This window comes from Variovorax sp. Soil_C_17 (assembly GCF_057657265.1).
This window is the reverse complement of sequence record NZ_JBDGIT010000005.1, coordinates 85,636-108,948: the sequence shown is the minus strand read 5'-3', so window position 1 is coordinate 108,948 and position 23,313 is coordinate 85,636. Positions and strand designations below refer to the sequence as shown.

General features: G+C 66.4%; 26 protein-coding genes and 1 pseudogene. 20 read left to right on the top strand and 7 right to left on the bottom strand.

Features of this window, described 5'->3' with window-relative positions; all coding sequences use genetic code 11:
• The first annotated feature begins 2 nt into the window (after positions 1 to 2).
• Positions 3 to 1,187 (top strand): acetyl-CoA C-acyltransferase, encoded by a 1,185-nt coding sequence (locus AC3A6Y_RS23340; RefSeq protein WP_487870625.1) that lies wholly within the window; start codon positions 3 to 5, stop codon positions 1,185 to 1,187.
• A 16-nt stretch (positions 1,188 to 1,203) separates the two neighbouring features.
• Positions 1,204 to 2,982, top strand: coding sequence for an acyl-CoA dehydrogenase C-terminal domain-containing protein (locus tag AC3A6Y_RS23335; protein ID WP_487870624.1), 1,779 nt, complete (start codon positions 1,204 to 1,206; stop codon positions 2,980 to 2,982).
• A 25-nt stretch (positions 2,983 to 3,007) separates the two neighbouring features.
• Here AC3A6Y_RS23335 and AC3A6Y_RS23330 read toward each other — a convergent pair.
• From AC3A6Y_RS23330 to AC3A6Y_RS23320, 3 genes and pseudogenes are all read right to left on the bottom strand, one after another.
• Positions 3,008 to 3,109 (bottom strand): annotated as a pseudogene (locus tag AC3A6Y_RS23330) (hypothetical protein); the annotation flags it as partial.
• A gap of 84 nt (positions 3,110 to 3,193) precedes the next feature.
• Complete coding sequence (locus tag AC3A6Y_RS23325) at positions 3,194 to 4,180, bottom strand: NAD(P)H-dependent flavin oxidoreductase (RefSeq protein ID WP_487870623.1); 987 nt, start codon at positions 4,178 to 4,180, stop codon at positions 3,194 to 3,196.
• A 7-nt stretch (positions 4,181 to 4,187) separates the two neighbouring features.
• A complete protein-coding gene (locus AC3A6Y_RS23320) occupies positions 4,188 to 4,928 on the bottom strand; it encodes an SDR family oxidoreductase (RefSeq protein ID WP_487870622.1) in 741 nt (246 codons plus the stop codon).
• A 162-nt stretch (positions 4,929 to 5,090) separates the two neighbouring features.
• On the opposite strand from AC3A6Y_RS23320, the gene AC3A6Y_RS23315 reads away from it, so the two are divergent.
• Together AC3A6Y_RS23315 and AC3A6Y_RS23310 are read left to right on the top strand one after the other, a co-directional pair.
• The gene (locus AC3A6Y_RS23315) at positions 5,091 to 5,681 is read left to right on the top strand and encodes a 2-hydroxychromene-2-carboxylate isomerase (protein WP_487870621.1); all 591 of its coding nucleotides are present in this window, start codon (positions 5,091 to 5,093) and stop codon (positions 5,679 to 5,681) included.
• A gap of 34 nt (positions 5,682 to 5,715) precedes the next feature.
• Positions 5,716 to 7,389: an AMP-binding protein gene (locus AC3A6Y_RS23310; RefSeq protein ID WP_487870620.1), complete on the top strand. Its 1,674-nt coding sequence runs from the start codon at positions 5,716 to 5,718 to the stop codon at positions 7,387 to 7,389.
• A gap of 4 nt (positions 7,390 to 7,393) precedes the next feature.
• On the opposite strand, the gene AC3A6Y_RS23305 is transcribed toward AC3A6Y_RS23310, so the two are convergent.
• On the bottom strand, positions 7,394 to 7,786 hold the full coding sequence (locus AC3A6Y_RS23305) for a hypothetical protein (RefSeq protein ID WP_487870619.1): 393 nt from the start codon (positions 7,784 to 7,786) through the stop codon (positions 7,394 to 7,396).
• A 245-nt stretch (positions 7,787 to 8,031) separates the two neighbouring features.
• Complete coding sequence (locus AC3A6Y_RS23300) at positions 8,032 to 9,648, bottom strand: alpha-amylase family glycosyl hydrolase (RefSeq protein ID WP_487870618.1); 1,617 nt, start codon at positions 9,646 to 9,648, stop codon at positions 8,032 to 8,034.
• 161 nt (positions 9,649 to 9,809) lie between these two features.
• On the opposite strand from AC3A6Y_RS23300, the gene AC3A6Y_RS23295 reads away from it, so the two are divergent.
• The 11 genes from AC3A6Y_RS23295 (at position 9,810) to AC3A6Y_RS23245 (ending at position 19,046) form a co-directional block, all read left to right on the top strand.
• The gene (locus AC3A6Y_RS23295) at positions 9,810 to 10,151 is read left to right on the top strand and encodes a hypothetical protein (protein WP_487870617.1); all 342 of its coding nucleotides are present in this window, start codon (positions 9,810 to 9,812) and stop codon (positions 10,149 to 10,151) included.
• 322 nt (positions 10,152 to 10,473) lie between these two features.
• Complete coding sequence (locus AC3A6Y_RS23290; protein WP_487870616.1) at positions 10,474 to 11,244, top strand: GntR family transcriptional regulator; 771 nt, start codon at positions 10,474 to 10,476, stop codon at positions 11,242 to 11,244.
• 9 nt (positions 11,245 to 11,253) lie between these two features.
• Positions 11,254 to 12,984 (top strand): fumarate reductase/succinate dehydrogenase flavoprotein subunit, encoded by a 1,731-nt coding sequence (locus AC3A6Y_RS23285; protein WP_487870615.1) that lies wholly within the window; start codon positions 11,254 to 11,256, stop codon positions 12,982 to 12,984.
• Positions 12,985 to 13,000: 16 nt separating this feature from the next.
• Positions 13,001 to 13,234: a 4Fe-4S dicluster domain-containing protein gene (locus tag AC3A6Y_RS23280; RefSeq protein WP_106555556.1), complete on the top strand. Its 234-nt coding sequence runs from the start codon at positions 13,001 to 13,003 to the stop codon at positions 13,232 to 13,234.
• A gap of 9 nt (positions 13,235 to 13,243) precedes the next feature.
• On the top strand, positions 13,244 to 14,215 hold the full coding sequence (locus tag AC3A6Y_RS23275) for a HEAT repeat domain-containing protein (RefSeq protein ID WP_487870614.1): 972 nt from the start codon (positions 13,244 to 13,246) through the stop codon (positions 14,213 to 14,215).
• The gene (gene fdxA / locus AC3A6Y_RS23270; RefSeq protein ID WP_487870613.1) at positions 14,212 to 14,541 is read left to right on the top strand and encodes a ferredoxin FdxA; all 330 of its coding nucleotides are present in this window, start codon (positions 14,212 to 14,214) and stop codon (positions 14,539 to 14,541) included. The genes AC3A6Y_RS23275 and fdxA overlap by 4 nt, the downstream gene beginning before the upstream one ends.
• A 42-nt stretch (positions 14,542 to 14,583) precedes the next feature.
• The gene (locus AC3A6Y_RS23265) at positions 14,584 to 16,002 is read left to right on the top strand and encodes an ABC transporter substrate-binding protein (RefSeq protein ID WP_487870612.1); all 1,419 of its coding nucleotides are present in this window, start codon (positions 14,584 to 14,586) and stop codon (positions 16,000 to 16,002) included.
• A gap of 16 nt (positions 16,003 to 16,018) precedes the next feature.
• Positions 16,019 to 17,005: an ABC transporter permease gene (locus tag AC3A6Y_RS23260; protein ID WP_487870611.1), complete on the top strand. Its 987-nt coding sequence runs from the start codon at positions 16,019 to 16,021 to the stop codon at positions 17,003 to 17,005.
• Positions 17,006 to 17,063: 58 nt separating this feature from the next.
• The gene (locus tag AC3A6Y_RS23255) at positions 17,064 to 17,933 is read left to right on the top strand and encodes an ABC transporter ATP-binding protein (protein WP_487870610.1); all 870 of its coding nucleotides are present in this window, start codon (positions 17,064 to 17,066) and stop codon (positions 17,931 to 17,933) included.
• Positions 17,930 to 18,259 (top strand): DUF971 domain-containing protein, encoded by a 330-nt coding sequence (locus AC3A6Y_RS23250; RefSeq protein WP_487870609.1) that lies wholly within the window; start codon positions 17,930 to 17,932, stop codon positions 18,257 to 18,259. The genes AC3A6Y_RS23255 and AC3A6Y_RS23250 overlap by 4 nt, the downstream gene beginning before the upstream one ends.
• A gap of 10 nt (positions 18,260 to 18,269) precedes the next feature.
• Positions 18,270 to 19,046, top strand: a complete 777-nt coding sequence (locus AC3A6Y_RS23245; protein ID WP_487870608.1) for a ferredoxin--NADP reductase — start codon at positions 18,270 to 18,272, stop codon at positions 19,044 to 19,046.
• Between the two features lie 34 nt (positions 19,047 to 19,080).
• Here the strand turns inward: AC3A6Y_RS23245 and AC3A6Y_RS23240 are convergent, their stop codons facing one another.
• Positions 19,081 to 19,350: a GlsB/YeaQ/YmgE family stress response membrane protein gene (locus tag AC3A6Y_RS23240; protein WP_487870607.1), complete on the bottom strand. Its 270-nt coding sequence runs from the start codon at positions 19,348 to 19,350 to the stop codon at positions 19,081 to 19,083.
• Between the two features lie 24 nt (positions 19,351 to 19,374).
• Positions 19,375 to 19,692: a hypothetical protein gene (locus tag AC3A6Y_RS23235; protein WP_487870606.1), complete on the bottom strand. Its 318-nt coding sequence runs from the start codon at positions 19,690 to 19,692 to the stop codon at positions 19,375 to 19,377.
• A 343-nt stretch (positions 19,693 to 20,035) separates the two neighbouring features.
• On the opposite strand from AC3A6Y_RS23235, the gene AC3A6Y_RS23230 reads away from it, so the two are divergent.
• The 5 genes from AC3A6Y_RS23230 (at position 20,036) to AC3A6Y_RS23210 (ending at position 23,313) form a co-directional block, all read left to right on the top strand.
• Positions 20,036 to 21,190 (top strand): zinc-dependent alcohol dehydrogenase, encoded by a 1,155-nt coding sequence (locus AC3A6Y_RS23230; RefSeq protein WP_487870605.1) that lies wholly within the window; start codon positions 20,036 to 20,038, stop codon positions 21,188 to 21,190.
• 18 nt (positions 21,191 to 21,208) lie between these two features.
• A complete protein-coding gene (locus AC3A6Y_RS23225) occupies positions 21,209 to 21,691 on the top strand; it encodes a hypothetical protein (protein ID WP_487870604.1) in 483 nt (160 codons plus the stop codon).
• Positions 21,692 to 21,806: 115 nt separating this feature from the next.
• Complete coding sequence (locus AC3A6Y_RS23220; RefSeq protein ID WP_487870603.1) at positions 21,807 to 22,403, top strand: RNA polymerase sigma factor; 597 nt, start codon at positions 21,807 to 21,809, stop codon at positions 22,401 to 22,403.
• Positions 22,404 to 22,564: 161 nt separating this feature from the next.
• Positions 22,565 to 22,696 (top strand): hypothetical protein, encoded by a 132-nt coding sequence (locus AC3A6Y_RS23215; protein ID WP_487870602.1) that lies wholly within the window; start codon positions 22,565 to 22,567, stop codon positions 22,694 to 22,696.
• Complete coding sequence (locus tag AC3A6Y_RS23210; protein ID WP_487870601.1) at positions 22,693 to 23,313, top strand: anti-sigma factor; 621 nt, start codon at positions 22,693 to 22,695, stop codon at positions 23,311 to 23,313. The genes AC3A6Y_RS23215 and AC3A6Y_RS23210 overlap by 4 nt, the downstream gene beginning before the upstream one ends.

Here is a 23,313-nt window from a genome sequence, read left to right as displayed (position 1 = left end):
TCATGAGAGAAGCCGTCATCGTTTCCACCGCGCGCACGGGCATCGGCCGCGCCTTTCGCGGGGCATTGAACAACATCAAGTCGCCCACCCTGACGGGCCACGCGATCCACCATGCCGTCCAGCGAGCGGGCATCAACCCCGAAGAAGTGGAGGATGTGGTCATCGGCACCGCGATGGCCGCCGGCACCGCGGGCATGAACATCGGGCGTCTCGCAGCGCTCGCGGCAGGTCTGCCGCAGTCCGTTCCGGGACAGACCATGGACCGGCAATGCGCTTCGGGACTGATGGCAATCGCGACGGCTGCCAAGCAGATCATCGTCGACGGCATGGATGTGACCGTGGGCGGCGGCCAGGAGAACATTTCCGCGGTGCAGAACCCGTTCGTCAAATGGGTGGGCGAGGACGCCGACCCGCTGCTCATCGCGCGCGTGCAGCACGCCTACATCCCGATGCTGAACACGGCCGAGATCGTGGCGAAGAAGTACGGCATCTCACGCGAGTCGCAGGATGAATATTCCGCCGAAGCCCAACGCCGCACCGCGCTGGCGCAGGAGCGCGGTCTGTTCGATACCGAGATCGTGCCCATCACTGCCAGCATGGCCGTGGCCGACAAAGAGACGGGTGCGATCAGCTACCGCGAAGTCAGCCTCGACCGCGACGAAGGCAATCGTCCGGACACCACGGTCGAGGGCCTTGCCAAGCTCAAGCCCGTCATCGAAGGCGGCGTCATTACCGCGGGCAATTCGAGCCAGCTTTCGGATGGCGCATCGGCCTGCGTGCTGGTGGAGCGAGCGGTGGCCGAGCGGCGCGGGCTCCAGGCGCTGGGCACGTACCGCGGTATCGCGGTCGCTGGCCTCGCGCCCGAGGAAATGGGCATCGGCCCGGTCCTGGCCGTGCCGAAGCTGCTGAAAACCCATGGTCTCAGGGTCAGCGACATCGGCCTTTGGGAACTGAACGAAGCCTTTGCTTGCCAGGTGTTGTACTCGCGCGACCGGCTCGGCATCGACCCGGAAGCCCTGAACGTCAATGGTGGCGGCATCACCATCGGGCACCCGTACGGCATGACCGGCTCGCGGCTGGTGGGGCATGCGCTGATCGAAGGCAAACGGCGCGGCGTGCGTTTTGTCGTGGTGACGATGTGCATCGGCGGCGGCATGGGTGCCGCGGGCCTGTTCGAAGTGGCTTGAGGCAAGGAACATCGCCATGACATACCAGACCCCATTGCGCGATATCCAGTTTGTATTGCACGAGTTGCTCCAGGTGCCGGCCATGCTGGAAGACTGCGGTCAGCCGGAACTCGACGCCGAGACCATCGACCAGGTGCTCGCCGCGGCCGGCCAGTTCGCCAGCGAGGTGATCGCGCCGCTCAACGCGCCGGGCGACGAGCACGGTTGCAGCATGCCCTCTCCCGGAGTGGTACGGACGCCGCCTGGCTTCAAGAAGGCTTACGACGAATTCACGAAGAACGGCTGGGCCGGACTGGCGTGCAGCCCCGAGTTCGGTGGCCAGGGCTTTCCTTCGGTCGTGGCCAATGCGGTCTATGAAGTTTTGGGCGGCGCCAACATGGCGTGGTCGTCCTACCCCGGCATGTCGCATGCCACCTACGTGAACGTGGCGGCCAACGGCTCGGACGAGCAGAAGGCGCTCTACCTGCCGAAGATCGCCTCGGGCGAGTGGGCCGGCACCATGTGCCTGACCGAGCCCAACGCGGGCACCGACCTGGGCCTCATGCGCACGCGCGCCGTGGCGCAGCCCGATGGCAGCTACAGCATCACCGGCAGCAAGATCTTCATCTCGGGCGGCGAGCAGGACCTGACCGGCAACATCATGCACCTGGTGTTGGCGCGCATGCCGGACGCACCGCCCGGCGTGAAGGGCATCTCTCTCTTCATCGTTCCCAAATTCCTGCCCGATCCAAGCGGCGCGACCGGCGCCCGCAATGCGGTGGTCTGCGGCTCCATCGAGCACAAGCTGGGCATCCACGGCAACTCGACCTGCACCATCAACTTCGACGGTGCAACCGGCTGGCTGCTGGGCGCGCCCAACAAGGGACTGGCGGGCATGTTCGTGCAGATGAACCACATGCGCGTGCTCGTTGGCATGATTGCCATCGGCCTGATGGAAGCGGCCTACCAGAAGGCCTTGGCCTATGCGAAAGAGCGCCTGCAGGGTCGCGCCAGCGGCGTGAGATCGTCGGGCGAGGCGGCCGACCCGATCATCGGGCATGCCGACGTGCGCCGCATGCTGCTCGTGCAGAAGGCGAACATCGAGGGCGCGCGCGCATTGGCGCTGTGGACGGCGCAGCTCAGCGATCTTCAGCGGCTTCATCCCGACCCCGCCCAACGAAAGGCAACGGCCGAACTGCTCGGATTGCTGACCCCGCTCGTGAAAGCGTTGTCCAGCGACCTCGCGGTCGAGTGCACCCTGCTCGCCATGCAGGTGTTCGGAGGGCACGGCTACATCCGTGAGAACGGCGTCGAGCAGCACCTGCGGGACGTGCGCATCGTGGGACTCTACGAGGGCACGAACGGCGTGCAGGCGATGGACCTGCTCGGGCGCAAGGTGCTCGCCGATCAGGGCCGCCAGATGGACACCTTCCTGGACATGGCCGTCGAGTTCGCCGAAACCTGCAGCCCGCGCGATGCGATGCATGAGTTCGCGAAGCCGCTCGTCGATCTGGCCACCGACATCAGACAGCTCACGCGCGAGCTGCTGGTCGCGTCGGCAGAGGATCCGCATGCCGCAGGCGCGGCCGCCGCGCCCTATCTGCGCCTGGTCGGGCACCTGGCCCTTGCGTGGAGCTGGGCGCGGATGGCCGAGGTCGCCTTCAAGCACCCCGAGTCGACCGACCCGATCTATGCATCGAAGATCGCAACGGCCCGCTTCTACTTCCAGCGCCTCCTGCCGCAGACGGCAGCGCTCTGCGGCGAGATCCGGGCCGGGTCTTCGGCATTGATGGAACCAGCCGTCGATCTCTTCTGACCGCGGCATGCATCGCCTGAGCCGCTTCGCGCTTGCCTGCTGCCTCGAGTTGCTCGGGCCACGCAAGATGCCCTGAAGCATCGATCTCGAGTTCGATTTCCACGGTCATGCGACCGGCGATGCGCAAGCAGTTGCTGCGCAATCGCTGTCGGATCTCGAAAGGCCATGAGTCGCCGCCTCGCTTTCCAGTGCGAGGCGGCGATGTCCGACGCTAGGCCGCGACAGGCTCCAGAAACCCCGTAAGGCGCCGCACGATCAACTGCTCGGCCTCTTCCATGATGCGATCGATCAGCTCCTGAACCGTCGGGATGTCGTTGATCAGGCCGACCACCATGCCGCAGCTCCAGGCACCTGCGTCCATATCGCCTTCCATCATCACGCGCGGGTAGACGCCTGCGACTTGCTCGATGATGTCGTCGAACTTGAGGTCGGCGCCCTTTTCCTTCTCGATCCTGATCAGTTGTTCGACAGATGAATTGGTCAGCACGCGCTCGGTGTTGCGCAGGCCGCGCATCACCAGCCGCGTGTCGAGCTCGGTGGCCGCGACGATGGCGTCCTTCACGTTCTGGTGAACCGGCGCTTCCTGGGTGGCCACGAAGCGCGTGCCCATGTTCATGCCCTCCGCGCCGAGCGAGAGGGCCGCCACCAGGCTCCGCGCGTCGGCCATGCCGCCGGAGGCGACGAACGGAATCTTCAACTCCTCCGCGGCCCGCGGCAGCAAGATCATGTTCGGCAGGTCGTCCTCACCCGGGTGCCCGCCGCACTCGAAACCGTCCACGCTCACGGCGTCGCATCCGATTGCTTCGGCCTTGAGCGCGTGGCGCACGGAGGTGCACTTGTGGATCACCTTGATGCCGGCCTTCTTGAGCGCGGGCATGTAGGCCTCGGGACTGCGTCCGGCTGTCTCGACAATGCGAACCCCGCCTTCGGCAATCGCTGCGATGTACTCAGGATAGGGCGGCGAGGACAAGGTGGGCAGGAACGTGAGGTTCACGCCGAAAGGCTGGTCCGTCATGTCGCGGCAGCGGCTGATCTCCTTGGCCAGGAGCTCGGGGGTTCTCTGCGTCAGGCCTGTGATGAGCCCGAGCCCGCCGGCGTTGGAGACGGCGGCGGCGAGTTCGGCGAAGCCGACGTAATGCATGCCGCCCTGGATGATCGGGTGGCGGATGCCGAAGAGCTCAGTGATGCGTGTTTTCATGTGTCTCTCACCAGGTTTCCATGTAGGGCCGAAGGTCCATCTCGAACGTCCATGCGTCCCGAGGCTGGGTGTGCAGGTACCAGTAGTTCTCCGCGATGTGCTCCGGGTTCAGGATGCCGTCCTGCTCCTTGAGCGCATAGCGTTCGGGGAAATTGCTGCGGATGAACTCCGTGTCGATCGCGCCATCGACCACGACATGGGCCACGTGGATGCCGCGCGGGCCGAGCTCGCGCGCCATGCTCTGGGCCAAGGCGCGCAGGGAATGCTTGGCCCCGGCAAAGGCCGCAAAATTTGCCGAGCCGCGAATCCCTGCCGTCGCACCGGTGAAGAGAATCGTGCCGCGCCCACGCACGACCATCCTGCGGGCGACCTCCCGCGCATTCAGGAATGCGCTGAAGGCGGCCATCTCCCAGATCTTCATGTACTTGCGCCCGGTCTCCTCCAGGATGCTGCTGGGCACGTTGGCGCCGATGTTGAACACCATCACCTCGATCGGGCCGCGCTCCTTCTCGACCTGGTCGATGAGGGCGACAACGTCGTCCTCCTTGCGCGCATCGCTGCCGTAGCCGAATGCCTGGCCGCCGGCCGCACGGATGCGCTCGACGGCGGGCTCCAGTTTGTCGGCCGATCGCCGCGTCAGGCACGCGACATAGCCCTCGCGGGCGAAGCGCGCGCCGATTGCGCTGCCGGTGGCGTCACCCGCGCCGACGACGAGAGCCACACCGCGGTGGCTGGCTGGTTTGCTCATGCGTTCTCCTTTTGAATAAACGTCCGTTAGGTCATGCCAACGTTAGTCATTAAACGTGCGTTTGTCAAACATGAAGGAACCCAGTCAAACCCCGTTGACGTGGGTCCGTTAATCACATAGCTTCCGTTCACCAAACGTTCGTTATTTCAAAGGAGTTCTTCAATGCGCAAGTCGGTCGATTTCTTCTTCGATGTCGGAAGCCCGTCGTCATACCTGGCGTGGACGCAGCTGCCCGGCTTGTGCGCCAGCCATGACGCCGACCTCGTCTATCGGCCGATGCTGCTCGGCGGCGTCTACCAGGCCACCGGCAACGCCTCGCCGGCCACCATTCCCGTCAAGGGGCGCTATACGCAAATGGACTACGAGCGCCACGCGCGCCGGTACGGCGTCCCGTTCAAGGGCAATCCGCACTTCCCCGTCATCACGCTGTTCCTCATGCGCGCGGTCACCGGAATTCAGCTGCGCCGCCCCGAGCAGCTGCAGCAGTTGCTGGGCTGCGTGTTCAAGGCACTCTGGATCGATGCACTCAACCTGAATGATGCGCAACTCACCGCCCGCATCCTGACCGAAGGAGGCTTCGATCCCGCCGAGATCGAACGCCTGACGCAGGACGCCGAGACCAAGGCCGCGCTGAAGGCCACGACGCAAGAAGCGGTCGAGCGCGGCGTGTTCGGCGCGCCCACGCTTTTCGTCGGCGACCAGATGTTTTTCGGCCAGGACCGGATGGACTTCGTCCGCGAAGCGCTGTCCTGAGCCCCGGCCATCAGCAATGCACGAAGGAAACCACATGGAACACCGACTCTGGCATGCCTCCTACCCTCCTGGGCTTCCCCACGACGTCTTCCTCGACGACAGTGAAACCCTCGTCACCTTGCTGGAGCGCGCTTTCAAAAGGCATGCCGCCAGGACGGCGGTGACCTGCGCGGGCGAATCGCTGAGCTTCGCCCAGGTCGAACATGCGTCGGCGCTGCTCGCACGATCCCTGCAGGCAGCCGGACTCAAGCGCGGCGACAGGGTGGCCCTCCTGCTACCCAACAACCTCATCTACCCGGTGGCATTGGCGGCCATCCTGCGCGCGGGCATGGTGGGGGTCACCATGAATCCGCTGTACACGGCGCGCGAGGTGGCATACCAGCTGGCCGATTCGGGCGCCTCCGCACTGGTGGCTGCGGAGCCGTTCATGGGTGTCGTCAACGAGGTTCTCGGCCAGACAGAGATTCGGTATGTCATGACCGTACCGATGCAAGAGGTGAAGCAGGCATTGTTCGCAGTGGCCGACGAGGCGAATGCAGCAGTTGCGAACGATGACCCTCGGATCGTGAGTTTGCGAGACGCAAGCTCCGCGCTACCGGACGCCGACTTCACCAGCGAGCACGTGCGCCCCTCCGACCTGGCCCTTCTGCAGTACACCGGCGGCACAACGGGTGTGTCCAAAGGCGCTTGCCTGACGCACCGCAGCGTGCTGGCCAGCTCCCTGCAGATGCGGTCATGGCTCGGGCTGGCCCTCGACATCGACAACTTCGAGATCGTGACACCGCTGCCGCTCTATCACATCTATCCGCTCGGCATGACATTGACGGCCCTTGCCAGTGGCGCCCACAACCGCTTGGTCGTCAACCCGCGCGACACCCAGGCGCTTTGCGCCGAACTCCGAAGAGCGCCCTTCGACATGCTGATCGGCGTCAACACGATGTTCAATGCCCTCGTGACATTGCCCGACCTGCCTACCGTCGATTTCTCCCGCTGCAACGTGGTCATCGGCGCCGGCGCCTCGATCCAGGCGGCCGTTGCCGCCAGGTGGGTGGCGGCCGGCGGCCCCCCCATCACCGAAGCCTATGGGCTCACTGAAACATCACCCAGCGTCACCTTCAATGCGCCCGGACGCAACGGCACGATCGGCGCACCCGTGCCCTCGACCGACGTTCGCATCGTGGACGATGCGGGCGATCCGGTGCCGCTCGGCACGCCCGGAGAGTTGCTGATCAAGGGGCCTCAGGTCTTCGGGGGTTACTGGAACCGCGAGGACGAAACGCGCAGATCCTTTACGCAGGACGGCTGGTTCTGCACCGGCGACATCGTCACCATGGACGAGCAGGGCCTGATGTACATCGTCGACCGCAAGAAGGACATGATCCTGGTCTCCGGCTTCAATGTCTATCCGAACGAAATCGAGGGCGTGGTCGCCATGCACCCGGACGTGCTGGAATGCGCGTGCATCGGGGTGCCTGACGAGCGCTCGTCGGAGGCACCCCACCTCTTCGTCGTGCGGCGCGCACCGGAGCTGCGGGCGGAAGAGTTGGAAGCGCATTGCCGCAAGCTGCTTGCGGCTTACAAGGTGCCCCGCCACATCACATTTCTCGAGTCCTTGCCTAAATCGGCAGTGGGAAAGATCCTGCGGAAGGAACTGAGGCCAATTTCCGGCGCCGGCACGGACGCGGCGCACAGGGCCGCGGTCGCATGAGGGGCTACAGCTTCCTGAAGAACTTCGTCCAATCGAGCGAGGCTGCCGCGTTGACGCCAGGTTCTCCGCCTGCGGCCGCGATGGCCTGCAACTCGGGGACGAGGGTCAAGAGGCGACGCGTGAGCCAATAAAGATCCGAGTCATCGAGCGGGTCCGGCAATCTCAGCCTCTTGATCAGCAGTTGCAGACGGCCACCCAAGGGAAGGGCCATCAGCGGCTCGAGGAGCGAAGCCAGTTCGTCTCGTTCCTCTTGGTTGGCGAGGCCATGCTCGTCCAGGCTTCTCCAGATCGCCAGCACTGCGCGTTCGCATTGCTCGGCATCCGATGATCGCGTCGCTTGCGCGAGGACATCGGGAGGCGTGCGGCGCGAGGGGACGGAGCCTTTCTGCATGGCCATCAGCTGCCTCTCAGGAACTAATATTTTAGTACTAATCCCGAGGGATGCAATGCTGCACTGCTGCTGCTCGGCCGCGACCGCCGGAGCCGGCGAAGCGCCGCCCGCGCGCCTGGGTTCTTCGACCGTGCCCTTCGCTCATCGAAGGCTACGCCGCCCGCCTTCGCGAGCGCCCTGTCCTCGATCTCACGCAACCGAACGCCACGCACCCGCCTGCCGAGCCAGGAAGGGCACGCGGGTCTGCTGTTTCAGAGTTCGGGGCCGACCACGACGCCTTCGCCCGGCGCCAGCAACAGCCCTTCTGCGATCGGCGCCTGGCGCGTGGGGTCCGTCGACGCCAGCACGATCGAGTGCGCCGGCCACAGCGCGGGCGACAAGGCGGCTGCGCCGGCGCCGAAGTTCAACAGCACCACCACCCGCTGTCCCTCGAAGTTGCGTGCGTACGCCAGCACCTGCTCGTCGCTTTCCAGCGCCTCGTAGTCGCCCCGATTCAGCGCCGGCTGCGCGCGGCGCAAGGCGATGAGCTGCCGATAGAGCGTCAGCATGGATGCCGGGTCGCACGCCTGCGATTCGACGTTGCGCATGGCCCAGTCGTCCGCCAGGCGCAGCCACGGCGTGCCGGTGGTGAAGCCGGCCTGCGGTGCGCTGCTCCACTGCATCGGCGTGCGCCGCGGATCGCGGCCCAGGCCCTGGCCCGGCGCGTTCTTCTCGAACGGGTCCTGCACTTCCTCCGGAGGGATCGCGACATCGGTCATGCCGATCTCGTCGCCGTAGTAGAGCGTGGGAGTGCCGCGCAGCGTGAGCAGCAGCATGGCCGCCAGCCGCGCCATCTGCGGGCCGACGCGGCTCGCGATGCGGGGCTTGTCATGGTTGCCCAATACCCAGTTCGGCGCGGCGCCGGCGGGCAAGGCGGCTTCGTAGTCGCGCACCAGGCTGTCGATGTGCCGGGCCTGCCACGGCGCGCCGATCAGTTGGAAGTTGAAGGGCAGCTGCACGCCTTCGAGCACGCCCTCGGCGTTCAGCCCGTAAAAGGCGACCAGGCGCGACAGCGGCAAGTAGAGCTCGCCGATCAATACGCGCGATGATGTCGCATCGCTGAAGGCGTCGACCACGCGCCGCATCTCCGCCACGATCTGCTGCATTTCGGGCCGGTCCGTGGAGTAGAGCGGAATCCAGCGCAGCGACGGGAACTGGCCAGCGACGAAGTCCGGGTTGAGCGGGTTGTCGCGATACTCCGCGTCCTTGATGAGGTCGGAGAGCACGTCGACGCGAAATCCGTCCACGCCGCGCCGCAACCAGAAGCGCAGCACTTCATACATGGCGGCGCGCACCTCGGGATTGCGCCAGTTGAGGTCGGGCTGTTCCTTCAGGAAGGAATGGCAGTAGTACTGTCCGGTGGCAGCATCGAGCGTCCAGGCCGGGCCGCCGAAGTTGCTCTGCCAGTTGTTGGGCGGCCCGCCGTCGGGCGCCGGGTCGCGCCACAGGTACCAGTCGCGCCGTGGATTTCCGCGGGCGCTGCGGCTCTGCATGAACCAAGGGTGTTGGTCGGACGTATGGTTGGGCACGAAGTCCAGGACGAGCTTGAGCCCCCGCGCATGGGCCGCGCCGACCAGCGCATCGAAGCCGGCCAGCGTGCCGAAGCGCGGATCGATGTCGCAATAATCCGAAACGTCGTACCCGAAATCCGCCATCGGCGAGGGATAGATCGGCGAGATCCAGACCGCGTCGATGCCGAGCGCGACCAGATGGTCGAGCCGCGCGCGGATGCCGTCGAGGTCGCCGATGCCATCGCCGTTGCTGTCCTGGAACGACCTCGGATAAACCTGATAGAAGATTCCGTGCCGCCACCAGTCGTCTGCTGACATTCGCATCCTTTCGCGTTCGAGGGCGCCCATTCTCCTCAAGAACCCCCGCGGGCGCTCGATCGATGCTGTCGTCGGAAGTGCTGCGCCGAGGCTTCGCAGCGGTTTAGATGGATCTGCCTCCTGCCCTTGCGTACAGTCCGAAGGTTCCGTTGAAAACGCCCATGACTTCGCCCAGACCCCCCACCCTGCACGAATTCGCCGTCCTGCGTGTGCTGCGCGCCGAAGCCGAGCACCTGCCGCGCGCAGCCGCAAGGATGGCGGCAACCTATCTGCCCAGCATCGAGCTGCCCACGACCTGGCGGCCGGTGCTGGCACGGGCGCTGGAGGAGCGGGCCGGTGAACTGACATGTCCGCCGCTCGACGAGTTGCAGGCCGAGTACGGCCGCTTGGGCGCATGGCTGCCTGCCGCCTATCACGGCGATGCGACGGACGCGCGCTTCTGGCTGGTGGGCCTGCATGACCACGCGGCCGAGTACCTGCCCCGGCCAGCGCCCGCGCCCTGACAGACCGGCCTGATCGAGCCCGCAGCCAGGGGCCTCGCCGCCGCTCGGACCGGGAGTTGCAGCAGCCTTCGAGATCGCGTTGACCGGCGTCACCCGGTTCAGCAACGCGCTTGCCGGTCCCGTGCACCGCCTCAGTGACAGCTCGATCGAGACCGGTGCGTCGGCCTCGGCGCGGTGCGTCCTCGAGCGCTCCAGGTCCTTGCGAATCCACAGGGGCTGAAGAACCGCTTTCCCTCTGAAAGCGCCCCACCCTCCGAGCTCCCGTGCTCGCTGGCACGCGACCTGCTAGGCATAACCCGTCATAACAGGTTGATCTCGCCCCATGAATGCCATCCGCAAGTCACGGCAGCCCACGAGCGCCGACGCGCGCGTCGTGCCGATGTCGTCCGTCCCGATGCACACGCAGATCCGCGAAATCATTCGCCGGCGCGTGCTCGACGGCACCTACCCGCCGCACTCCCAGATGCCTTCCGAGAGCCAGATGATGCAAGCCTTCTCGGTCAGCCGCATCACGATCCGCCAGGCCATGGGCGACTTGCAGAAGGAGGGCCTGATCTTCAAGGTCGCCGGCAAGGGCAGCTTCGTCGCCAAGCCCAAGGCGTTCCAGAACCTGTCGCGCCTGCAAGGCTTCGGCGAGGCCATGGGGCCTTCGGGCTACGAGACCTTTTCGCAGGTGCTCAGCACGCGGCGCGTGGCCGCCAGCGAGATCGTGGCGCGGCGGCTTCAGGTCGGCCTCGGCGAGCCGGTCTACGAGATCCAGCGGCTGCGCTACCTGAACCGCGAACCGATCTCGGTCGACCAGAGCTACTTCCCGCTGGCGCTCGGCGAACGCCTCGTGCAGGAAGACCTGGCGACCCGCGACATCTTCGTGATCCTCGAGAACGACTTCGGACAGCACCTCACCCATGCCGACGTGCAGATCGAGGCGATCTCGGCCGACGCCTTCCTGGCACGCCAGTTGCGCATCGAGGAAGCCTCGCCGCTGTTGCGCATCGAGCGGCTGACCTATGCCGACGAGCACCCCATCGATTTCGAGTTTCTCTACTACCGCGGCGATGCCTTCCAGTACCGCCTGCGCATCGATCGAACCTAGGAGCTGAGCATGAAGACTATCGACATGGAATTCGACCTCGTCGTCATCGGCGGCGGCACCGGCGGGCCGATGGCCGCGGTGAAGGCCAAGGAGCGCAACCCGAAGCTGCGCGTGCTGCTGATCGACAAGGCCAACGTGAAGCGCAGCGGTGCGATCTCGATGGGCATGGACGGCCTGAACAACGCCGTCATCCCGGGGCATGCGACGCCCGAGCAGTACGTCAAGGAGATCACCGTGGCCAACGACGGCATCGTCGACCAGGAGGCCGTGATGGCCTACGCCGCGGGCAGCTTCGACATGATCCAGGAGCTGGACCGCTGGGGCGTCAAGTTCGAGAAGGACGAGACCGGCGACTACTCGGTGCGCAAGGTCCACCACCTGGGCGCCTACGTGCTGCCGATGCCGGAGGGCCACCACATGAAGCGCATCCTCTATCGGCAGCTCAAGCGCGCGCGGGTGGAGATCACCAACCGCGTCGTCGTCACCCGCGTGCTGACCGGCCCCGACGGCGAGGTCGCCGCGGTGATGGGCTTCGACTGTCGCACCGCCGAGCTCTACGTGATCCGCACCAAGGCTGCCGTGATCTGTACCGGCGCCGCCGGCCGCCTCGGCCTGCCGGCATCGGGCTACCTCATGGGGACCTACGAGAACCCGACCAACTGCGGCGACGGCCATGCGATGGCCTACCACGCCGGCGCCGACCTGGCCAACCTGGAATGCTTCCAGATCAACCCGCTGATCAAGGACTACAACGGGCCCGCCTGCGCCTACGTCACCGGCCCGCTCGGCGGCTACACGGCCAACTCCAAGGGCGAGCGCTTCATCGAATGCGACTACTGGAGCGGCGCGATGATGCAGGAGTTCTACAACGAGCTGCTGAGCGGCAACGGGCCGGTGTTCCTGAAGCTCGATCACCTGGCCGAGGAAACGATCCAGGAGATCGAGACCATCCTGCACAGCAACGAGCGCCCGAGCCGCGGACGCTTCCACGAGAAGCGCGGCAACGACTACCGCAAGCAGATGGTCGAGATGCACATCTCGGAGATCGGCTTCTGCAGCGGGCACAGCGCTTCGGGCATCCACATCAACGCCCGCGGCGAGACCTCGGTGAAGGGCCTCTACGCGGCCGGCGACTGCGCCAGCGTGCCGCACAACTACATGCTGGGGGCCTTCGTCTACGGCAAGCTGTGCGGCGAGAACGCCGCGGCCTATTGTGCCGAGGTCGGCCATGCGGCGCCGGACGCCGGTGCACAGGCCGCCGAGAGCGCCCGAATCCTGGCGCCGCTGCAGCGCAGCGGCGGGCTCACGCCGCACCAGATCGAGTTCAAGACACGCCGCCTGGTCAACGACTACCTGCAGCCGCCGAAGATCACCAGCAAGTACGAGATCGGCCTGCGCCGCTTCGCGGAGATCCGCGAAGACATGGAATCGATGTCGGCCGGCGATGCCCACGAGCTGATGCGGGCGATGGAGGCGCATTCCATCCTGGACTGCGCGGAGATGGCCGCGCACGCCTCGATGTTCCGCACCGAGAGCCGCTGGGGCCTGTACCACAACTACGTCGACCACCCGGAGCGCGACGACGAGAACTGGTTCTGCCATTCGCTGCTCAGCCGCGACCCGCAGGGCCGGATGGCGCTGCGCAAGAAGGCGATCGAGCCCTACATCGTGCCGGTCGACGACGAGGAACGAACCGCCTACCAGCGCCTGCGTGTCGCGAGCAGCGCCGAGGCCGCCTGAACCAGGAGCACCACGAATGACCACTGCCGCCACCCTCACCCAGGTCCCCGTCCGCGTGGACGAATCCAAATGCATCGCCGAGAAGGGATGCACCGTCTGCGTCGACGTCTGCCCGCTCGACGTGCTGGCCATCGACATGCTGACGAAGAAGGCCTACATGAAGTTCGACGAGTGCTGGTACTGCCTGCCCTGCGAGCAGGACTGCCCGACGGGCGCGATCAGCGTCGACATCCCCTACCTGCTGCGCTGAAGGACCGTCATGGAAACCGGACTCAACAGCTTCGGCGAAAGACTCACCCATAGCGACGCCACCGTGCGGCGCCTCGCCGTGATCGACCTGCCCTACAGCGACGAGGACGACATCGTCCCCCTGCTGCTTCCGTGCCTGGCCGACAGCGACGCGCTGGTGCGCGCGGAGGCCGTGCGGGCGCTCGAAGGCTTCGAGGAGCCCGAGGTCGTGCAGGCGCTGGCGCCGATGCTGCTCGACGCCGATGCCGAGGTGCGCAAGGCGGCTGGCGCCGTGCTCGCCGAGCTGAAGGAGGGCGCGTCGGCCGCGCCCCTGCTGCCGCTGCTGCTCGACGCCGACCCCGAAGTGCGCGCCCTCGCCTTCCATGCCATTCGTGCGCTGCGCGCGCCGCAGGCCTTCGAGCCGGCCATGCACTCCCTGCGCGACCCCGATGCGGCCGTGCGCCGCGAAGCGGTGGGCGTGCTCGGCTACCTGAAGGACCCGGCGGCCATCGGCGACCTCGCCGAAGTCGCGGCCAACGACCCCGACGTCGAGGTGCGCCGCATCGCCGTCGGCGCCCTCGGCTACGCCAGCACCGTCAGCGTGCTGCCGGCCCTGACCCGCGCCCTGGCCGACGGCGGATGGATGGTCCGCGAGGAAGCGGCGCAGACCATCGGCAAGCTGCGCCTGTCGCCGGCCATTCCCGAGCTGGTGCATGCGATGCAGGACGACTACTGGCAGGTGCGCGTCAAGGCCGCGCGCAGCCTGGGGCTGCTCAAGGCCGAGGCCGGCCTGCCTTCGCTGGTGGCCTCGCTCGCGCACACCATCAGCAACCTGCGCAAGGAGGCGGTGATCGCCCTGGGCGAGATCGGCGACACGCGTGCCATCGCACCGCTGGAGGCCGCGCTCGCCGACCCCGATCCGGACGTGCGCAAGCTGGCGCGCCTGGCGTTGACGGCCATCGGGCTGGCGCAGAAGGCCAGGCGCGAAGGAGCTTCGTCATGACCTTCGTCGTCACCGAAGCCTGCATCCGCTGCAAGTACACCGACTGCGTGAGCGTCTGTCCCGTCGACTGCTTCCATGAGGGCCCCAACTTTCTGGTCATCGACCCGGACGCATGCATCGACTGCGCCGTCTGCGCCCCCGAATGCCCGGTCGACGCGATCGTTGCAGACACGGACGTTCCGGCGGGCCAGGAGCACTTCGTCGAGATGAACGCCCGCTATGCCGCGCAATGGCCCGTCATCAGCCAGACGCGCGAGCCCTTGCCCGACGCCGAGCACTGGGCCTGCGTCGGCAGCAAGCTCGATCACCTTTCAGAGCCCGCCTGAGCCCCCTCGAACCACTTCCAAACCCCCACGGAGAACCAGTCCATGAAGCACCTCATCTTGCGAATCGGCGCGGTCCTGGCACTCGCCCTGACCATTGCCCTGCCGGCCCTGGCGCGGCAGGAAGTGGTCATCGGCATCGGCACGCAGAACACCACGACGAACACCGTCACCGGCGGCGTCGTGCTCAAGGAAATGAAGCTCATCGAGAAGCACCTGCCCAGGACCGGCAAGTACAAGGACATCGACTTCAAGCTCGACTGGCAGAACTTCACCTCCGGCCCGCCGATCACCAACGGCATGATGGCCAAGAAGCTGCACATCGGCATGATGGGCGACTACCCGCTGCTCGTGAACGGCGCCACCGGCCAGGCACAGCCGGGCAACGAAACGCTGCTCGTCGCCATCATTGCGTACAACGCCTTCGGCTCGGGCAACGGCGTGGTGGTGCACAAGGATTCGCCCTACTACGAGCTGGCCGATCTCAAGGGCAAGCTGATCTCGGTGCCCTTCGGCTCCGCGGCCCACGGCATGGTGCTGCAAGCCATGCAGACCCGCGGCTGGAAGGACGACTACTGGAACCTCGTGAGCCAGAGCCCCGAGGTCGGCACGACCAACCTGCAGGAAAAGAAGATCGAGGCGCACGCCGATTTCGTTCCCTTCGCCGACCTGCTGCCCTACCGCGGCTTCGCCCGCAAGATCTTCGATGGCGCCGAGACCAAGGTGCCCACCTTCCACGGCGTGGTGGTGCGCAAGGACTTCGCGGCCGACTACCCCGAGGTGGTGGTCGCCTACATCAAGGCGCTGATCGAGGCCAACACCTGGGTGCGCGGCAACCCGACGGCCGCCTCCGCGAAGATCGAGGAGTGGACCCGGATCGAAAAGGAAGTGGCCTACCTCTACCTGGGCCCCGGTGGCATCCACACGCTCGACCCCACGATCAAGCCGCGTTGGCTGGAGACCATCAAGACCGGCCACGAGGTGCTCACCCGCCTGAACCGCGTCAAGCCGCTGGACATCAACGCCTGGGTCGACGAGCGCTACGTGCGGCAGGCCTACCAGGAGCTCAAGCTCGACTACGACGCACAGAAGCAGACGCTCGCCAACTACGACATCAGCGGCACCGACACGCTGTGCAAGACCCCCGTCACGCGCCCGAAGGAAGCCGGCGAGGTCTGGATCGAGGGTGCACCGATCGCCGCCCACGCCTCGCCGGCCTGCACCCTGGCCGCGATCAACAAGGCCCAGGGCGAGAACAGGAAAGTCAGGGTCGCCTACCTCAACGACAAGACGCTGGGCATCAAGCTGTTTGCCGACAAGGCCTTCTACGCGGTGAGCACCAGCGATCCGCGCAAACCGCAGATCGTGCCCTTCCTGCTGCGCAAGGATGCGCAGGCGGAGGCCGCTGCCATCGGCGGCAAGCTCGCCACCTACACCGAAGCGCTTGCGGCGGCCGGTCTCTGACATCGGAAGGCCCACGATGTCCACTGCCACGCAACGCCTGTTCCATGAAGTGCCGGCCCCTGAACGGCTGGGCCATGACGTGCCGGTGCCCGGCGATCTCGCGCAAGCCGCGCCTGCACGCGGCCTGGCCCGCCCCGAGGAGATCCTGCGCCCGCCGCTGCCTGCAGCGACGCCGGCCGCGGCGACCCCCGCCGAGCGCGGCTGGCAGGCCGTTCGCCAGCACGCGCCCGCCTACCTGATGGGTGCCTGCTCGCTCCTGGGCATCGTGCTCTTCTGGCATCTCGCCACCACCTACCGGCTGGACTTCTACGTGCGCTTCACCAACATCCCGACGCCGATGGAGGTGCTTTCCAAAGTGATCGAAGTCAACGGCTCGCCGAAGTTCATCAGGAACGTGAGCGTGAGCCTGCGACGCATCTTTCTCGGCTTCGCGATCGCCACGGTGCTCGGCGTGGCGCTGGGCCTGCTGATCGGCCGCTACAGGTTGTCGCGCGGCTTCCTGTTTCCGGCAATGGAAGTCTTTCGCCCCATCCCGGCGATCGCCTGGGTGCCGATCTCCATCATGCTGTGGCCCGACAACGAGGTGAGCATCGTCTTCATCACCTTCATCGGCGCGTTCTTTCCGATCCTGCTCAACACCATCAGCGGCGTGCAGGCGGTGGACGGCGTGCTGCTGCGCGCGAGCCAATGCCTGGGCGCACGGGAGCGCCAGATCATGTGGTACGTCGTGCTTCCCGGCGCCGCGCCGCAGATCTTCACCGGCCTGGCCGTCGGCATGGGGGTGGCCTGGGTCTCGCTGATCGCCGCGGAGATGATCTCCGGCCAGTTCGGCATCGGCTACTTCACCTGGGAAGCCTATTCGCTGATCTCCTACCCCGAGATCGTGCTGGGCATGATCACCATCGGCGTGCTGGGCCTGCTGTGCAGCGGACTGATCCGCTTCGTCGGCAAGTCGATGATGCCCTGGGTCGGCTACGGCGCGCGCACAGGGAGCGTTCAATGAGCGCCGCCCGGCCGCCCGAAGGCGCTCGCACCGCAGCGCGCAGCGCGGAGCTTTTCTTATGAGCGCCGCCGACACCCCCCGCAACGGGCACGTGCAGATTCGCGACGTCTCGGTGCGCTTCGGCGCCCAGGGTCGGATGATCGAAGCCGCGAGCCGCGTGTCGCTGGAAGTCAAGCCCGGCGAGTTCGTCAGCGTCATCGGCCCGTCGGGCTGCGGCAAGTCCACGCTGCTGAACATCGTGGCCGGGTTCATCCGGCCCAGCGACGGCCAAGCCCTGCTCGACGACAAGCCCATCGGCGGGCCCGGTGCGGACCGCGGCGTGGTGTTCCAGCAGTATTCCCTGTTCCCCTGGATGACCGTGCGCAAGAACGTCGAGTTCGGGCTGAAGATGCAGGGCCTGGGCCGGAACCAGCGAGAATCGGCGGCCCGCTCGCTGCTCGGCATGACCGGCCTGCTCTCGTTCGAGAACCACTACCCGGACCAGCTGTCGGGCGGCATGAAGCAGCGCGTGGGGATCGTGCGCGCGCTGGCGACCAGCCCGCAGGTGCTGCTCATGGACGAGCCTTTCGGCGCGCTCGATTCGCAAACGCGCGCGGTGATGCAGGAAATCCTCACCAACATGTGGCAACAGCTGCAGTTGTCGGTGCTGTTCATCACGCACGACATCGAGGAAGCGATCTTTCTCTCCGAGAAGGTCTATGTGATGACGGCGCGTCCGGGACGCATCAAGGCCGAGGTCCCCATTCCGCTGCCGCGCCCGCGCACACCGGAGATGACGGCTTCACCCACCTTCCAGGCGCTCGTGCGGCAGCTCAAGGCCTTGATCCGCGAAGAGAGCCTGGCCGCCATGGGCGGCGAGCTCGGCAACGGCGGGCTGCAGGGCATGGACCACCACTTCGGCCGGGACGGGATGAAGGCGCTGACATGAGCGAAGCGCCACCTCCACTCGAGACGCATGCATTTCCGATCGAGATCGTCGACCATCAGGCCAGCGGCGTGCTCGAGCTGCGCTGGCAGGACGGGAGCGCGAGCCGGCTGCCGCACGGCCTGCTGCGCGCGCGCTGCCGTTGCGCCGCTTGCGAACAGGCGCACCGCGAGCGTGGCAGCCATCCCGAAGCCGCGTCGTCGATCCGCCTCGCGGCGATCCACGCCGTGTCGGACAAGGGCCTGAACCTCGCCTTTTCCGACGGGCACAGGCGCGGCATCTTTCCCTGGGCCTATCTGCGCGAGCTCGGCCTTTCCGCAACTTCCTGATCACTTTCCGATGTCCCAACTCGCCACCGAACGCGTGCTGCATGTCCACCACTGGAACGACACGCTCTTCTCGTTTCGCACCACCCGCGATCCCGGATTGCGTTTCCGCAACGGACATTTCGTGATGCTCGGCCTGCCTGTGGAAGGCAAGCCGCTGATGCGCGCCTACAGCGTCGCGAGCGCGAACCACGACGAGCATCTCGAGTTCTTCAGCATCAAGGTGTCGAACGGCCCGCTGACTTCGCGCCTGCAGCACCTGCGACCGGGCGACGAGGTGATCGTCGGACGCAAGCCCGTCGGCAGCCTGGTGCTGGACGACCTGCGGCCCGGCCGCCATCTCTACCTGCTGTCCACGGGCACCGGCCTGGCGCCGTTCATCAGCATCATTCAGGACCCCGACACCTACGAGCGCTTCGAGAAGGTGGTGCTGATCCACGGCGTGCGGCAGGTCAGCGAGCTGGCCTACGCGCGCTTCATCGAGCAGGAGCTGCCGGACAACGAGTACATCGGCGAGATGGTGCGCGACAAGCTGGTCTACTACCCCACGGTCACGCGCGAGCCCTTCCGCCACCAGGGCCGGCTCACCGAGATCATCGAATCGGGCCGGCTGTTCGAAGACATCGGGCTGCCGCCGCTCGACCCCGCACTCGACCGCGCCATGATCTGCGGCAGCGCCGCGATGCTGGCCGACAGCTGCAAGCTGCTCGATGCGCGCGGATTCCGCATCAGCCCGCGCCAGGGCGAGCTCGGCGACTACGTGATCGAACGCGCCTTCGTCGAAAAATAGCTTCGCGCAAGGGCGCGCCGGCCAAGTGAGCGGATTACCTCACGCGCCCTCGCCGCACGAGATTGACGATCGCGAGCAAGATGACCGCGCCGATCAGCGAGGCGATGAGTCCTCGCACGCTGAAGTCGTTCTGATTGACGGTTCCGGCGCCGAGAAGTGGCGCGATGAGCCAGCCGCCGATCACCGATCCGACGACGCCCACCACGACATTGAGGATGACGCCCTGCTGGGCATCCGTCTTCATCATCATGCTTGCGACCCAGCCGATGAGGCCGCCAACGATCAGCCAGACAACGATGTTCATCTTGCTCTCCAGGTGTGTTTGGGATCAGCGGCGGCTGCGCATGGCCGTGACCAGGAGCGCGCCGAGGATCGCGCCGCCCGCGGCTGCAATCGCCACGGCCCGGCCGGGTTGCTCGGACACATACTGGGTGCCTTGGTCGGCGACCCTGCCCACCTGTTCCTTCGCTGCGCTCAACCGCTTGCCGGCGGCATTGACGGCGTTTTGCGCGTACTCCTTCCCGGAGTCGATCACCTGGCGCGCTGCCTGACTCGCAAGCTCTGAAGCATTGGCCTTTCTCTCTTCAGCGCTTTGACCGGATTGCGCCGAACCTGTAGTCGAGGATTCGAAAGGGGAGTTCTCCATGGCAGCTCCTTAGATGAAATAGATGGGACACGACAGTCTTGCGACCTGCCAAGCGTTGATACGACAGCGCACACCGGGGCACTCGTCGGCGCTCGGCCGCATCCCGTGTAGGGCGGCGGCGCACGAAACGAACGGCAGAGAGTCGCGCGACGGCCGCGGCAGAGCTTCAGCGGGCACGTCGGCCGCGCGGCCTCGACCGCCGGCTCATCAATGAAAGGAGACAGCAGCGCACCGAGGGTGCCTACACGCATGCGCCGGCCGTCGATGGAGATTGCACCCTCACGGCTCGACGCCCTTCCAGGAAACCAGGAACTGCCGCCACCCAGGCGAAAGGAAAAGAACGATGCTCGCCATGAACTACCGGGGCCCGTACCGCGTGCGGGCCGCCTACAAGCCGGACCCCGCGATCGAGCATCCCAACGATGCCATCGTGCAGGTCCTGCGATCCTGCATCTGCGGGTCGGACCTGCACCTCTACCACGGCCTCGTGCCGGACACCCGCGTCGGCACGACCTTCGGCCATGAGTTCGTCGGCACGGTGGTGGACATCGGCAGCTCGGTGCAGAACCTCAAGGTCGGCGACCGCGTGCTGGTGCCCTTCAACATCTTCTGCGGCAGCTGCTTCTTCTGCCAGCGGGAGCTGTACGGCAACTGTCACAACACCAATCCGCAGGCCACGGCCGTGGGCGGCATCTTCGGCTATTCGCACAACGCGGGCGGCTACGACGGCGGCCAGGCACAGTACGTTCGCGTGCCGCTGGCGGACGTCGGCCCGACCCGCATCCCCGACGACCTGCTGCTGGAGGACGCGGTCATGCTGACGGACGCCTACCCCACCGGCTACCAGGCGGCCGAGATGGGGGAGATCGAACAGGGCGACACCGTCGTCATCTTCGGTGCCGGGCCCATCGGCATCTTCGCGGCGAAGTCGGCGTGGCTGCTCGGTGCGGGGCGGGTGATCGTGGTGGACCAGCTGGAGTACCGGCTGGACTTCGCCAGGCAATTCGCCCAGTGCGAAACCCTCGACTTCAAGACGGTCGACGACATGGCCATTCACATCAAGAAGATGACGGACGGGCTGGGTGCCGACGTCTGCATCGATTGCGTGGGCTGCGAGGCGGCCGGCAGCGCCTTGCAGCATCTCACGGGCGTGAAGCTCAAGATGCAGGCGGGTGCCGCCACCGTGCTGCACTGGGCGATCAACTCGGTGCGCAAGGGCGGCGTGGTCTCCATCGTGGGGGTGTACGGGCCGACCTTCAACGCGGTGCCCATCGGCAACGCAGTCAACAAGGGGCTGACCCTGCGCATGAACCAGGCGAGCGTCAAACGCCACCTGCCGCGGCTCATCGAGCACATCCGGGCGCACCGCATCGAGCCCCATCGCGTCATCACGCATCGCATGCCGCTGGAGGAGGTGGCCGACGCCTACCACCTGTTCTCGAGCAAGCTCGACGGCTGCATCAAGACAGTGCTGATCCCGCCGGGCGTCCCGGCCTGAGCGATCGCTGGAGCTGCCATGGACACGCCGAACAAGTACGCACACATCATCGGCTGGGGTGCCGATCTCGACCACGCCGACCGGCCCGCTTATCCCAAGGAGCGCGTGCCGGCGCGCCTCGAAGGGGTCCACTGGGACCAGCCGGAACAGCAGGCCGAGCGGGTGGAGGTGTTCTGTTCCACCGAGCGGCCGGGCATCACGCCGGTCTTCGGCTCCACCTGCCCGCCGCGCTGGCTGAGCGGAAGGCTGCGCCGCCTCGCCTTCCGCTACAGCGAGAACGATCTTCGCCACTGGTTGCTGCTCTTGATGGCCGACCGCGTGGATGTCGGCGAAGGCCTGGTGGAGGATCTCGCGCGCGGCCACGTGCCCAATGTGTACGCGGAGATGGGGGGCGCCGCGGAGCTCAAGCACAACCCGATGGGGGCGGTGCGCAAGGCAGCGGTCGTGGCAGCCGTGCTCGGCCTGGTCTACCTGCGCATGCGGAAACGGCGCCGGGTCTGAGCATCGGCCGCGCCTCCGCGGAAGGCGCGACGCATCGGCGGCGTGCGCTCCTGACAAGCAGGACAGAAACGTTATATTGCGTTACCGTCACTGCCACCGCACCGCCACTGCCCGCATGGACAACGACGAGGTCAAACAGCTGCTCGTACGCATCGGCCGCGAAGACCAGGCGGCGTTTCGCCAGCTGTACAAGGCGTTCAGCCAAAGGGTTTACGCCTACGTCCTCAACATGCTGAACGACCATGCGCGGGCCGAGGAGGTCCTGGTCGACACGCTCTACGAGGTCTGGCGCCACCCCGAGCGCTTTCGGGGCGATTCGCAGTTTTCCACGTGGCTCATCGGGATCGCGCGCCGAAAGGCGTTGATGGTCTACCGTGCGCGCCGGCCCGACGAGGTGCACGCGGATCTCGACGACATCGCCGAAACCACCGCCTCCGAGACGCCCGACGGCTACGCCGAGCTGGCGCAAAAGCAACGGCGCGAAGGCGTGCAGCACTGCATGGGCAAGCTCTCGGACGAGCACCGCGAATGCATGCACCTCGTGTTCTACGAGGGCATGGGCCTGGCCGAAGTGGCCGAAATCCAGAACTGCCCGGAAGGCACCGTCAAGACGCGCCTCTTCCACGCCCGCCAGAAGATCAAGAAATGCCTGGAGTCCCTGCTGCGCAGCGAAGGAGGTGCCGCCAGTGCCAAAGGCGCGCTCGCCTCCTGAAGCTTGCGGCGCCCCCGGCATGCGCGCAAAAATAATCTGAACCATCCGCCGGGCCCGTGCAACCCAGAGGCCACACGGGAAAGTCCCGTGCAGGTCGATCGGGGTCTTGTTGCGGTGGGTTGAGCACTATATTGCGTGTTCTCGCCACAGTCGCCGCTGGCATGGACGACGATCGCGTCACTCACGGGCTCCTGGGAGCCGAAGGATTCTTGGTGGTCACCATGGTCGAGATCATTTCATCGTTGCCGCACCGCAAGGCTGCGACCTTTGCCGCGGGAGCACAGGCATCATGAACAACAAGCGCTTCGAAGAACTGCTCCCCTGGTATGCCAATGGCTCGCTGGGGGCGGAAGACCGGGCCTGGGTCGACGCCTACCTGGCACAGAACCCCGAGGCCCGCAGCGAGCTGGACTGGTACCGCTCCCTGCAGATGCGCGTACGGGAAAGCGCTCCGGCCGTGCCGGCGACGATCGGCCTGGCGCGCGCCATGCGACTGATCCAGGGCGACCGTCCGACGCTGGCCGAACGCATCGGCGCCTTCTTCGGCAACCTCGGCATGCGCCCGAGCTTCGCGATCGCCGGCCTGGCGCTCGTGGCCGTGCAGGGCGGCGTGATCCTGAACCTGCTGGGCAACGTGCGGGAGAGCGAGAACGAGATCCGCGCGCTGAATGCCGTCCGCGTCACCGAAGCGCCGATGCTGAAGATCAGCTTCGCGCCCGACGCCAGGGAGGCCGACATCCGCCTGCTGATGGTCCAGATCCAGGGCGAGCTGGCCGGCGGCCCGGGCCAGCTCGGCGACTACTACCTGCGGGTGCCGGCCGGCACCGAATCGGCGGCGCTCGCCAAGGTGCAGGCCGCCCCCATCGTCCAGACCGCCTCGCTGTCGCCCGGCGTGCCGCCTCGGGAGTAG